Origin of the sequence: Dietzia sp. DQ11-71, assembly GCF_014144995.1 — a bacterium.
Lineage (GTDB): Bacteria > Actinomycetota > Actinomycetes > Mycobacteriales > Mycobacteriaceae > Dietzia > Dietzia kunjamensis.
Genome location: NZ_JAALDT010000038.1, coordinates 1 through 13,014 on the forward strand (window position 1 = coordinate 1; position 13,014 = coordinate 13,014).

11 protein-coding genes are annotated in these 13,014 nt (G+C 58.5%); 2 read left to right on the forward strand and 9 right to left on the reverse strand.

Annotated elements, in window-relative coordinates; genetic code table 11:
• Positions 1 to 325: 325 nt before the first annotated feature.
• From G6023_RS01595 to ku, 7 genes are all read right to left on the reverse strand, one after another.
• Positions 326 to 1,666 carry a lipopolysaccharide biosynthesis protein gene (locus G6023_RS01595; protein WP_182633912.1) on the reverse strand — a complete coding sequence of 447 codons (1,341 nt, stop codon included), beginning with the start codon at positions 1,664 to 1,666 and terminating at the stop codon, positions 326 to 328.
• A 56-nt stretch (positions 1,667 to 1,722) separates the two neighbouring features.
• Positions 1,723 to 2,421, reverse strand: a complete 699-nt coding sequence (locus tag G6023_RS16105) for a CatB-related O-acetyltransferase (protein WP_182633913.1) — start codon at positions 2,419 to 2,421, stop codon at positions 1,723 to 1,725.
• Positions 2,418 to 3,401 carry a glycosyltransferase family 2 protein gene (locus G6023_RS01605; RefSeq protein ID WP_182633914.1) on the reverse strand — a complete coding sequence of 328 codons (984 nt, stop codon included), beginning with the start codon at positions 3,399 to 3,401 and terminating at the stop codon, positions 2,418 to 2,420. Before G6023_RS01605 ends, G6023_RS16105 begins: the two co-directional genes overlap by 4 nt.
• Complete coding sequence (locus G6023_RS15835) at positions 3,398 to 4,636, reverse strand: O-antigen ligase family protein (protein WP_182633915.1); 1,239 nt, start codon at positions 4,634 to 4,636, stop codon at positions 3,398 to 3,400. Before G6023_RS15835 ends, G6023_RS01605 begins: the two co-directional genes overlap by 4 nt.
• A 238-nt stretch (positions 4,637 to 4,874) precedes the next feature.
• Positions 4,875 to 6,728: a polysaccharide biosynthesis protein gene (locus G6023_RS01615; protein WP_182633916.1), complete on the reverse strand. Its 1,854-nt coding sequence runs from the start codon at positions 6,726 to 6,728 to the stop codon at positions 4,875 to 4,877.
• A 47-nt stretch (positions 6,729 to 6,775) separates the two neighbouring features.
• Complete coding sequence (locus G6023_RS01620; protein WP_182633917.1) at positions 6,776 to 8,167, reverse strand: tyrosine-protein kinase domain-containing protein; 1,392 nt, start codon at positions 8,165 to 8,167, stop codon at positions 6,776 to 6,778.
• Positions 8,168 to 8,410: 243 nt separating this feature from the next.
• The gene (ku, locus tag G6023_RS16325) at positions 8,411 to 9,466 is read right to left on the reverse strand and encodes a non-homologous end joining protein Ku (protein ID WP_472986411.1); all 1,056 of its coding nucleotides are present in this window, start codon (positions 9,464 to 9,466) and stop codon (positions 8,411 to 8,413) included.
• On the opposite strand from ku, the gene G6023_RS01630 reads away from it, so the two are divergent.
• Complete coding sequence (locus tag G6023_RS01630) at positions 9,457 to 10,041, forward strand: ElyC/SanA/YdcF family protein (protein WP_347570696.1); 585 nt, start codon at positions 9,457 to 9,459, stop codon at positions 10,039 to 10,041. The two genes, ku and G6023_RS01630, sit on opposite strands and share 10 nt — an antisense overlap.
• Before the next feature lie 510 nt (positions 10,042 to 10,551).
• Positions 10,552 to 11,436, forward strand: coding sequence for an alpha/beta fold hydrolase (locus G6023_RS01635; RefSeq protein WP_182633918.1), 885 nt, complete (start codon positions 10,552 to 10,554; stop codon positions 11,434 to 11,436).
• A gap of 107 nt (positions 11,437 to 11,543) precedes the next feature.
• Here the strand turns inward: G6023_RS01635 and G6023_RS15840 are convergent, their stop codons facing one another.
• Both G6023_RS15840 and G6023_RS01645 read right to left on the reverse strand, forming a co-directional pair.
• On the reverse strand, positions 11,544 to 11,759 hold the full coding sequence (locus G6023_RS15840; protein ID WP_241727604.1) for a hypothetical protein: 216 nt from the start codon (positions 11,757 to 11,759) through the stop codon (positions 11,544 to 11,546).
• Positions 11,760 to 12,044: 285 nt separating this feature from the next.
• A complete protein-coding gene (locus G6023_RS01645) occupies positions 12,045 to 12,857 on the reverse strand; it encodes a helix-turn-helix domain-containing protein (protein ID WP_182633919.1) in 813 nt (270 codons plus the stop codon).
• Positions 12,858 to 13,014 lie beyond the last annotated feature (157 nt).

Genomic DNA, 13,014 nt, shown 5'->3' on the forward strand with positions numbered 1-13,014 from the left:
CCACTCAACCGCGCAGAGGCCAACATGTTCTTCCAGCTAATATCCTTTGGTCTCGGCATCTACGGGGCTCATCGACCACCTCCGGCGTAGTAGTCGGCGCCATGCACGTAGCCCCAGAGAGCTCGACCGCCGACTCTCCTGATCGCCGACTACATCGACGCGTACAAGTCGCGATTCGGGGTCGACCAGATGTCCCGCGAACTTACAGCGCACGGGACCGTGATCTCTCCGAGTACCTATTACGGGCCGGCCCGATGATTAATGCTAAAACAAAACTGAAGGCTCTTCGTACTAATTAAAGAGAGCGTAACGCGGCCACTTGAGATTAACCCTCAGCCGTGCCAGGTCGCGCCGATACCATATACCTTCGACGCGATCGGACCAAATACACTTGCGGAACAAACAAGAATAGGAACACCGCAATGAGCGATGCTCCCATAGGACCTGCAGCTCCAAACTGCAGTGAAACAACCACAGTAATCGAGACGTTTGCGACAGCCATAACAACATGCCATATTGCTTGGTAGCGTAGCTCCCGAGGTAGCGTTAAGAATGTCGCAAGTGGATAAGAGACCGACTGCAGAAACAAAAATAAGGCAAATGTCCCAAGAACGTCTAGCCTTAAGACTATCTCGCCGCCAGAGACTAGAGAGGAAACTGGTCGGCCAAAGAGAAACAGTGCCGCTCCAACTAATGCTCCAAGCACAGCAAAAACCGGCATTACAGACAAAAGCGTTCTGGTCGGATCTGCTTGATCCGAGTGTTTAATAAACGAAGGCCAAAGCGCAGTAGCCGTGCTCGCGACAAGTCCCACCAATGGGGCGTAGAGTTGGTAAGCCAGAGAATACTGCGCCACCTCGGACAGTTCAGACACGTGCGCCAGAATGTATCGATCAAACTGATATGCGACTGGAAGCGCCATCGTGATAATCAGCATAGGGCCAGCAACCCGCACGATACCAGCAGCAGGGACGCTAGACTCACGCAAAGCACGCCCAAAGGGGATGAGATTTAGGCCTAATCGCCGGATAGCGAACGTGCTAGCACCCAAGTTCGCAAGTGCCATACCTATGAACGGGGCCGTTGAAAGAATGACCGCGTTGGCACCGAACCATATCGAAACTCCCGTCACAGCTAGCGCCAAGGTGGGAGACAAAGCCTGAAAGAGTATGGCGACGAAGTTGAGTTCCAGACCGGTAAGCACCCGTGCGCCCAGGGACAACGGCAGTTGCGCGGCGAATACACTTAACGCGACAGCAGCGGCGATATCCACGTCACCCTGACCGCCCGCGAGCAATCTGGACCATCCAGAAAATGGCACCATCGACCAAGCAACTACCAAGAGGATGCTAGATACGGCGAATAGCACAGTGAGACTTCTTTTAGCGATACCAAGTATATCTTGGGGCAGCTCATTCGCTCTCGCGGTGGCGTCCATCAAGGCTGCACCCACACCGAGGTCGGAAAAAGGTAATATGATAACCAGCCCGATGATTATTGCGTAAAGACCATATCCATCAGAACCAAGTTCGCGAACTACTAGACCAGCGGTTGTCAACGTCATCAGCGCTACAAATGGGGCAACAGCAACACGAGCAATAAAACTCTGAGCGGATGCACGGAGCACAGTTGGCAGTCTGGAAATCAAAAGCTCTACTCCGTCCATCGGGCAATACCCCGTCGCTACATATCGCTAGGCGTTATTTCAATAGGTCGGTTCCGCTACGCGATTCGCCGCGCTAGCTCAACCGCTTCACAGAACTCGTTGACATCGCTTCGAGAAAGAAGCGGAATCAACGGTGTTAGCATTTCGTCAGAAAGTAGCCACCATTGAGTAGCAAGGATTTTCGATGCATCTGAACCTGTGAAACGAAACCCAAGTTTCCTGCAGGGAACACCCCCAACGATTTCAAAAGGCAATACGTCGCGGTTCACTAATGCTCCGGCAGCCACCACTCCTCCGTGGCCAATCGTCACGCCAGATAGTATTGTCGCTCTAGCGCCGATCCACACGTCATTCCCAATGCGAATCGGGCCTTTTTTGTCTACTTCACTATCAAACGCCTCCGTCCTAGCCCGGACAGCAAACGGAAACGTGCTGATCGCTCCCAAGTTATGTTCCCCCCCCGGTATCATTCTAACTTCTGGACCGATAGAGCAGAAGTCTCCGATAAAAACCTGGTCAGACGGATTAGAAATCGATATCAATGGCAGGCCATAGCTACCCCGGCCCACTACCAGATTTCCAGTAGCTACTAGCCGCGACAAATCACCCATAAGCGCGCGGTTGTTTAGTCCTCGAGCAACCCGTCCACCTATTGCGAGGATTTTGCTCAAAGTCGGCTGTTGGCTGGACGTCATTGATTGCAAATCAATCAACAGCTTCTTCTTCTTTTTCTTCTTCGAGAACTTCGAGGTCATCTTCTTTCCTTTTCGTCAAGTGCACTTAACGTAGATACCCGGACTCCGTCTGCGCCTCGAAGGTCACCCTCGCAGAGCCTATTCCGTGCACTTTTCACGAGTACTTTCTTGTAGACTTCGCGCATAGTAGGAACTGAGTTAGAAAAGCTCGATATCATCCGCAAAGATAGGCCCAACAATTGCGCGACGTACAAATACATCAACGGAGTTTTCCACATAGATTTCCAGGCGATTCTCTCGCTGGCAATATACTCAATTAACTGAAACTCTGACATCCCCCGAGATTTAAATCCTCCCTCGTGGACTACGGACGCGTTGCCGGCGAGGTAAACGGGAATCTCAAGAGAATGCGCTCGGTATGTAAACGTTTTATCTTCGGCAAACAAGAAGAACCCGTCATTGAAACCTCCAATCGCTTCCCATGCAGAACGATCAACAGCGATGCATGCCCCATTCCCAGAAAGACTAGCCGGCATTCGAACTGGCTCACGTCGTCGAACGGCCGCGGTTAGCAGCTCGGTTCGAAGTGTGTTTTGGCGAAAGGAGTCAGGTACCAGCCAGTTTGCGACAATGGTCCAGCGGCTTAAGCCGCGCAGCAATGAATGCCCCAACGTCGATCCGGAGCAATCAGTCTGGAGCGGAAAGTGCACGCCCCCGAGTCGGGTAACGTTCGCCACAAGCTCCCGAAGACTACTTTCGGAATAGACCACATCAGGGTTAGAGATAATCACCACGTCGCACGGATGATCTATATCGCCCAGAAGTTGCCCAATTCCTTTGTTGACTGCCCACGCATATCCGCCATTCCTGCTGCAGTCGAGCCATATCGCATCCTCGCGCATATCGACCAGGGCACGCGCTTCCGACTTTACGGACGCGTCGCACACTGCGATTTTCGCGAGTTCGAAAGGAATAGAGTCCAAAGTCTCGCGAAACTCATCGATACCTTCGAAATATACAATCGCGATTCCGACATTCATAGGGTCTCTCTTTCGCTAGACGCAGATAATGCAAAAAGGACAACAACTAAGGGCGCGGCACCGGGCGTAGACAGAACTGGCTCCACCATCGAGACAACGAGTAAAAATAGCAAGCTGGGAGTAAGTTGATCCCATTCACGCGGAACATACTTATAAAGGGCCCAGCCTAAGAGCACGACTCCCACAATCCCCACTTGGACCACGAGACCTAACGCAAACTGATGCGGGTACGCGGTGTGCCCGCTACTTAACAGGTCTGCGGTTATACCGCCAGGTCCCCAACCGAAGATCGGTCGCTCTCGAATCAAGCTCCAGACATACTTCCATATGTCAATCCTTCCGGAAAGAAAATCTCCGCCGCTAGCAGAATCTCGAAAACGGTTCAGCACCAGCAAGTCCGGCATGATTCGTCCAACAACTATCAGGTACCCTAGGCTCGTAGCCGCTATCACCAACCCCATTCTGCCGACTAAACCGCGTCCAGCAAACAAAGTAGCTACTACAGCGACAACTATTGACGCTACAAGTGGTCCCCGGGACGCAAACACTATGGGCGCAGCAAGAAACGGCGTGGCCATTAAGTACATTAGCCATCGCGCTCGCCGATGCTTCCCAGCCATTCCGATGATAAGAAATCCCACCGCTGCGGCAACTGCAGCAGCTTTATTGCTCGATCCAATCGAGGATTCAAATATCCGCGCAGCGGAATAAGCTTCGTAATCATTTCCAACGGCCTGAAAGGCGTTTATTAACCCGGCACCAACACTGATGATGGCTCCTGCTGCAAACGCCTCAAGCCGATAGCTTCTATCATTAGTCTCGACCGTGAGCGCGGGATACAAGATCGCTAAACCTAGAGGAACGACAAGAAGTCCATACGCTGCCGCCACTGCAGCATTGCTTGGGGGCGGAGATATAAGTAACCGTACTCCAATGCCCATAGCAATGAGGGCCATCGGTACGTCGATCTTTAGGGAGCCCGAGCGGCTGATACCGTAGATCGCCATTACGACAGCATAGAGCGCGAGGAATAGCAGAAAGCGAGGTAGCGGCAATCCTGGGGCGGTGAGCATCTCGTCGGTCATGGAAAGACCCACGACGAACAAAGGAACTAGTGATCTTCCAAAAAGCGGAAAGAGGAGCACAGCGCCGGCCGCCGCTACAACATATACCGGTCCATTGTTGAGCAGCACAAAGGCCGCTGCAAGTAAAAACATCACGACGATGTCGAGCACCGAGTGGCGGCTGTGTGAACGAGAGTACGTTTTGTCGCGGGCCACGTGTCTACCCCCCGCCTGGGTCATCATGCCTGCATGCCGCTGCGAAATGTTCGCCCTGTCCGAGTCGGTAGGATCTCTCCATTCACGGGCCCAAATCGAAAGATCCATGTTTGCGATTCGGGGGCTTTACCTATAAACGCTATGGCGGCGGATTCAATTTTCATACATTCCAACATAGTGAATTCAGCTAGCATCAGGTTGATTTATTTGAGGCGTAGGCGGCGTTTTTCAACCAAGTTCTAGCTTGGTCGTGTGTGGATAGCTGCTCGAGTTCGTTTCTTTGGCAGTTATACTGCGGAACGCGGACGACTGAGATTGCGGAATGCCTAGTTTCGGGAAGGAGCTCTTCGGAGTCGTCGAATAATTCCTCTGACAACTTTTCGTTCGCCCGCAAACCAGTATATATTATTTCGATATCTCTTCCGGACTGCTCGATCAGTGTTCTGGCGACTTCTGCAATCTTGATTGGCTCGCCCATGTCTAGGACTAACGTTTCGCCTGTTTCACCCACGACCGCCGCTTGTAATACTAATTGACAAGCTTCTGGAATGGTCATAAAAAACCGGTCGACGTTCGGATCCGTGACTGTTATAGGCCCTCCGTCTTTTATCTGTTTCTCGAAGACCGTCAAGACGGACCCTCGAGAACCCAGTACGTTGCCGAACCGCACGGAAACATACTTACTCTCCAGCTTATTTAGCGCTTTGCTCGCGGTTAGTCGCTCAGCAATCCGTTTGCTGGTACCGAGAGCAGAACACGGGTTCGCCGCCTTATCGGTTGAGATATTAACGAATGTTTCGACTCCGGCCAATTCCGCAGCCTCCAAGAGGTTAAGAGTACCTAGAACATTGGTTTTTAACGCTTCGAGTGGATACTGCTCCAACAGTGGCATGTGTTTTAACGCTGCGGCGTGGAAGACTATTTGCGGCTTCCTTTTGGCGAACACCTCAATCATGGAACAGCGATCTCGGATAGATCCCAGGATTGTGTCGTCCCCATCAAGCATGGCTTGGTCCTGGATGGAAAGCTGGACTGAGTGCAGCCCCGACTCGTCGCGATCGAGCATCATCAGTTCTGCTGGCCTAAACCTGACTATCTGGCGGCACAATTCTGACCCGATCGAGCCGCCAGCGCCGGTCACGAGGATTCGCTTGCCACGCAAATATTCCGCAATTTGCGTCTGATTGAGCTGCGCTGGCTTACGGCCCAGAAGGTCGTTTACATTGATCTCACGAAGCTCGTCGGCAGCAACCCGACCCCTCATCATGGAATCGAGCGGGGGCAGGACCAGAACATGCAGGCCAGCAGCCTCTGCCCGGTCGCGAATATTGATAAGCTCCTCGCTAGGCAGACTCGGAACCGCAAGAAGTAAGGTGGTGGCGCTGGTTTTTTTGGCGACTTCTTCGAGTTCGTCGCGCCCACCGTGCACGCGGACGCCTTCGATCACCATGTGGCGCTTGCTGACGTCGTCGTCCAGTATCGCCACCGGGTTGAATTGAGACACCTCAGAACGTCGCAGTTGCCTTACGAGCTGGAGGCCGCCGTCCCCCGCGCCGAACACGAGTGCGAGCTCCGCGTCCTTGGTCACCCCCGCGCCGAACAACCTCTTCCGTCGCACCAGTGACCTGAGGACAAGTGCGCCAAGGATCGTAAATGCCCCAGTTACGATGGGCGTCGACCGGGGCACTCCGTCGTATTGTCCGGTCAGAATGTGACCAAGGAACACAGCAATTGCAGCAGTGGCAAAGACAATGGTCACGACACTTGACTCCAGCACGCTGCCGGGTACGTATCTCCCGCGATATAGCCCTGACAGCCACCCGACGACCCAGGTCAGCGCGATCAGTGCGCCGAGGAGCAAATAGAAGCGTCCCGTCCCCAGAGACCGAGCGAGCTCGTCCACTAAGAAATCGAATCGCATCCATAGCGCCACAATGAACATCGCTGTCCATAAGACGGCATCCACGACAATCCACTGCGAAGTGCCAAGCCTGATAGATTGACGGCTCAGTTTTCTATCCTCTCCAAAGCGAGTACCTTTGGTCATCTCAAGTCCCCCCTAAAACAACGAGTGCTCTCGACTGAAGTGAACATTTAGGTCCCCTCAGTTGTCGAGGACTTGGACGAGTAGTAGTACGAGTCGTAGTAGGCGCTAGAACCCTTTTTGGCGGGCTTGGTTGCCACCGTGACCATGCCCAGAAGAGTTGCGTCGGCCTTCTCTAAGTTATCCACGGCTTGGGCGACCTGGTCGCTAGTCGTGCGATGTGAACGCACCACTAGCAAGGCTCCATCGGTAATCCTGGCGAGGAGAGCACCGTCTGTCACAGGAAGCAACGGTGGAGAATCAATGATCACGTAGTCGTACTCGCTGCGCAGGTTTCCGAAGAGTTGTCGCGAGACTTCCGACGCGAGGAGCTCTGAAGGGTTGGGCGGCAGTGGACCGCACGCCAGCAAATCGACTCCGTCGTGTCGCGTCTCTTGCACCACATCGGCGAACTCGGCCTGGCCGGAGAGAATATTGGTCAGGCCTACCTTGTCCGGCATGGACATGTAGTTAACCACTCGTGGCCGGCGGAGGTCCGCCTCGACCAGTAGGACTCGACTACCCGACTCGGCGAGAGCTAACGCGAGATTGACGGCAGTCTCGGACTTGCCCTCCATTGCTACCGACGAGGTCATCACAAAGACTCGCGGCGGGTTGTCCACGTTGAGGAACTGGAGGTTGGTTCGAAGGCGCCGGAAGGACTCCGCCGCCGGCGAATGTCCTTCACGGAAAGGGACGATGTGCTCGGCACCCTTCTCTTTGTCCTCGTTCTTACGGAACGGAATCGAACCCACAACGGGCTTGCCTACGAGTCCCTCCAACTGCTCGATCGACTTGACCCTGCGATCAAGCGTGTTGACCAGCAGGACCACACCAACGCCGGCAAGTAGACCCAAGACGAGTCCTATAGCCACGTTCTGTTCGGTCCTAGGTGCCACGGGATCTGTAGGCATAGCGGGAGGGTTGACCACGGTGAGCTTGGCCAGTGCGGGTCCTCCGCTATCCGGGGTCTCGAGACGGTTGATTGCCTCCGGCAGGACTTCGCCGAAGCCCTGCGCCAGTTGCAGTGCGCGTTGGGGGTCGGAATCCGTCACTGAAACGTTGAGAAGAACCGTCTTGGCGTCGGCAGTGGCTGCGGCAGCGTTCGCCACCTGATTTGCGGTGAGATCAGCTTCGGCAGCATCCACTACCTTCTGAGTGATGTCCGTGCTCTTGACGAGTGCAGCGTAGGACTGCACCCGCTGCTGAGCGCCGAGTGAACCCTGGTAGGCCGCCGCAGCGGAATCCCCGCCGGCGACGGTCACGTAGAACTGGACCTTCGCTTGGTAGCTCGGGGGGGTGAGCAGGCTCATCCCTAGCGCCAAGAGACCCCCGATGAGCGTTGTAGCCACGATGACGATCCAGCGGGCTCGGAGTACGGACAACAGGTCCCGCAGATCCACTCCAGGGTCCTTTCCTTTAGACAGTCACACAGAAGCGACCCGCTTCAGCGGAGGCGAATCGGGTCAAACGATGACACTACTTTGCTGCGGGCCGCCTCAACACTGGTCGTTCACACGATGAACATGGATTCACCGAAACGGGTCACGCGGCGGGCCCGCTCCATCTCTACTCGTTCTCAGTCGCGATACGTGGTCTTATCCCCGTGAGACGACGATTCCGTCGCCACTGGCCGACACTTGTTGTCACGACAGCTTCCCTGCTGGTACGGCGATTGCGGGCGTGTCCGGCGCCAGCGCGGAGCTCCACCCCTTGGCCATCTTTTCCGAGCCAGTCGACGCAATAGTAGTGGTGGCGGGGCTAGGGACGGCCGGTCCGTCCTCGCCCGGCATCACGCTGAGAATGGGGTGAGGGACCGCATCTTTGTGAACTGACCGCGCGAGTCTTCTGGGCGACCCGCCACCGCTCTCGAGTCCACCTGCGCCGCCGCGCCCGTCCTCGCACTCGATGGCCGGGGCATCCAGATCTAGTGCTTTGCTCCCGACGTCGACACCACCGAAGTTGAATCCACTGCCGCCACCCTGATAGCCCACAGCCGGGGGTGGAAGCCTCTTCCCGACGTCGCCGTCGTTGTCGGAGGCTTCCTCTCGCTTCTCGGCCGTGAACGCCTCTCCCCCGGCCGCCTTGGCCTCGATGAGCTCCTCGAGCCGATTCTCGTAGTCGTCCTCGTACTTCTCCGGCTCGAAATGCGCCGCCATCGTCTCGATCAGCGACGCCGCCATCTTGACCTCCTGCGGCCGGACCTTCGCCTCCTTGTCCAGGCCCTCCAGGATCGCCGGGCGGATTTCATCCGGCCACAGCAACGTCTGCAGCATGAGCACGTCCTTGTACACCCGCAGCGCGCACAGCCGCGCCCGGTTACGCAGGGTGAACGTACAGATCGCCAACCGGTCCGTCGACTCCAGCGCCTCGCGCATCAGCACGTACGCCCGGTTCGACCGCGACGCCGGCTCCAGGAAGTAGGCGTTGTCGAAGGCCACCGGATCCACCTGGTCCGCCGGGACGAACTCGGTCACCTCGATCTCGTGGGACTGCTCTACCGGCAGGCTCGCCAGGTCTTCCTTGGTGAGGATGACCATCTCCCCGTCCTCGGACTCGTAGGCCTTAGCGATGTCGGAGAACCTCCTCGCCCTTCCGGATGGATCGCATGGAATGAGTACGCGACAGACGGGGGCTCGGGGCACCCGGACGCCGGTGCCCCCGGTCCAGAAGGCCTCCGTAGCCTGTATCCGTGAGACCACGTTCCCGACGCCGCAGCATCATCGTTGTGCTGGCGCTCGTCCTGGTGGTGGGTCTGCTTGTCACGGGTCTGACCGCGGCGCGGGCCGTGCTGTTTCCGCAGGTCGACTGGCCAGAACGCGTCGACGCGATCGTGGTCGTCGCCGGCGCCAATGACGACCGCTACGTCTACGCCCGCAGCCTCGCCGAAGAGGGCGTGGGAGACCGCATCCTCGTCTCCCAGCCGCGGAGCGCCACCGGCCGCTACGCCGCCGCGATCGACTCCTACTGCGCCTCCACCCCGGTGCTCGCCCGCGACGGTCGTCGGATCGACGTGGAGTGCTTTGCCCCCGACGTGGACACCACCGAGGGTGAAACCACCGCCGCCACCCGCATAGCCCGCGAGCGCGGGTACAGCTCACTGCTGGTGGTCACCTACTGGGGCCACGTGTCGCGGGTGCGAATGTACTTCGAGCAATGCTTCGACGGGCCCGTCTACGTGACCGACACGCCCCGGCCACTGTCTAAATCGAGGAAGGACGCCCTGCTACACGAGACGGGTGGCTACCTCAAGGCATTCATCAAGCCCGCGTGTTGAGGGTGCGTGCGTCGCGGAACGTCGCCGCCGGGAGTGGTGGACCGACGGGGCACTGCGCAGAAAGCTGATAGGTGGTTTGCCTCCGTGGGCGCTGGTTTCGCAGCTAGTTCTCGCGTGAAACGAAAGCTGAGAGCCCTGTGGTAAGCCCAAGACGATTGAGTCGCCGGGGCCGCGGAGGGGGAGCCCGCGGCCGCCGGCGACTCTGTCGCGCACGATGAAGGATCGCGACCAAAGGCGGTCAGCGTAGTCCGCACCGTTGCGGAGCCGGCGACACCTCGAGGGGGGATAAGGCTTCGCCGCCGACTACCAGCGACATTATCCGCAGAGTGGCTACTACACAACTGTCAGGTTTGTATGCTTGCCTAACGAATCAAGGCCCGTCAGGGCGGGCCTCCGTCTCCCACAGCGCGCACAGACGGGCCCGACCAACCTGTTGATTCGTCAGCAGTGTGAGTCGATCGCGTCCTATTGTCGAGGAACACCTCCGTATACCCCTCACGAAGGACCACCATGACCACGCAGACCATCGACATCCCGCATCTGGGCGGCTCGACCATCGGCTACCGGTTCGGCCGCGACTACGATCCCTCCCTGCCCACCCTGGTGATGTCCAATTCGTTCACCACCTCCGTCGAGCTGTACCGCCCGCAGTTCGCCGACGAGACGCTCAGTTCACGGATGAACCTGCTGGCGATCGAGCCGTACGGCCACGGCGCTACCCGCTCGCGATACCGGGACTTCACCTACTGGGACAGCGCGATCGCCAACCTGCAGGTGCTCGACGCGTTGGGCATCGACACGGCATTCGCCCTGGGAACCTCGCAGGGCGGCTGGATCGTCACCCGCATGGCGTTGCTCGACCCCGACGCGATCCGCGGCATCGTCGTGGTCGGGACCTCGATGGACTACGAGAGCCAGGCCAGCATGGAGCGCGGCTGCTGGGACGGCTCCGACTTCTGCAGCCCGGCGATCGACGCACTGGCGGCCCCCGTCGGCTACAACTGGGTGGTCGACGACGACTTCGTCCTGGGCGTCCTCGGCGCCGGCCTCGGCGAGAACGTCTCCGACGCGGAGAAGCAGTTCTGGCTGGAGACCTACCGCACCAACTATCGCGGCGACGACGGCCGGCACCGCCTGCGCACCGCCAGCATCAACCTCCGCGACCGCGACGGCCTCGAGGCCCGACTCGACGGCGTCACCTGCCCGGTGCTGTGGCTCCAGGGCACCGCCGACCAGGTGTACTCGGTGGCCAACGCCGAGGACGGCATCACGCGGTTCACCAACTCCCCCTCCGCCGAACTACAGATCGTCGACGGCGGCCAGCACTTCCTCACAGCCTCGGATCCCGACACCGCCAACACCGCGACCCTGGCGTTCGTGGAGAAGTGGAGCTGACGTCACTACGCGCCAGCGGCCGTCGCATGCAACCGCGCGCTCCAGAATCATCCGCACGGGATATACCGCAGCAGGATGATTCTGGGGCGCGCGGCTGTCGGTGGGAGCTAGGCAGACTTCTTGGCGGGCGCCTTTCGAGCAGTGGTCTTCTTGGCCGTCGACTTCTTGGCGGGAGTCTTCTTCGCCGCCGTCTTCTTGGCCGGGGTCTTCTTCGCCGAGCTCGAGCTGCTCTTCTTGGCCGACGACTTCTTCCCGGAGCCGGAGTCCTCGTCGTCGTCGTCTTCGTCGTCGCTGTCGTCTGCGTCGCCGCCACGGTCCTTCACACTTGCCCGCAGGGCAGCCAGCAGATCGGCGACCTCGTCGTCGCCGTCATCGTCGCTGGCCTCTTCGCGCTCCTCGGCCGTGAACGCCTCTCCCCCGGCGGCCTTGGTCTCGATGAGCTCATTGAGTTGGAGCTGGTAGTCGTCCTCGTATTTCTCCGGCTCGAAATCCCCGTGACCGGGACGCGGCCGAGGCCGGGATGGAGGTGTTCGTCGACCGCTCCGCCCGGTACTACCGCCGCTACCTGGCCGACGTCATCTCCCAACCCGTGAAGTGGGAGCTCTAGCTCATACCCCGTGACGCGCCAGGTAAGCGGCGGTGGCGGCGTCAGCGGGAAGGAACGTCTCGATGACCAGTTCGGACAAGGTGACATCCAGAGCGGTTCCGAACGTTGCCATCATCGCCAGGAACGACAGACGCGCATCGCCGACCTGTACGAGCAGCGGAACATACACGGGATTCGCATCGGTGTCGGTCGGCTCTCGGTCGTCGGAACCGTGGTGGGGGTAGGCGGCCAGCTCATCGTGTAGCGAGAGCATCTCGTTGTCAGCGAACGCCAGCGCACTCCGACGAAGTCCGCCGAGCACGAATGCGCGCCACTGAGAGAGGTTGGCGATGTGAGGTGCCATACCCTCCGGATGCAGCGTCATGCGCAGCGCGTTCAGTGGTCGCTCGGCGAGTAGATCCGGGGAGACGACCTGGGTGAGGACACCGACCGCAGCGTTGGTCTCGATCACATTCCACATCCGGTCCACCGCCAGGGCCGGGTACGGCTCGTGGGCTGCGAGAATCTCGCGCACCGCAGTCCGAGCCGATGCCATTCCGGGAGAATCCAGGTCATTCTCGGAGTAGCGCGGCGCGAAGCCGGCGGCCATCAACAATTGATTGCGGTCCCGCAAGGGGACTTCGAGGTGCTCCGCAATCCGCAGCACCATGTCCCGGCTGGGTTGGGACCGCCCGGTCTCCACAAAACTGAGGTGGCGGGTGGAGATGGCGGCCTCGTTGGACAACTCGAGCTGGCTCACTCGCCGATGCATGCGCCATTGCCGGAGCAGTGCGCCGACAGAAACGGAGGCGGCGGTGCCGGTGTTCGTCGTCATGGGACAAGTCTGTCCCAGTGAACGACCCGGTTCCATGACCTCCCAGGTAATCGACGCCGCGACTCGGCTGAGTTCAGAGTGGAGTCCGGACGATCGGAACCGCCGATAGTCCGACTTCGTGGGAGGGCGACATGACCGACATCTACTACGCGGACGA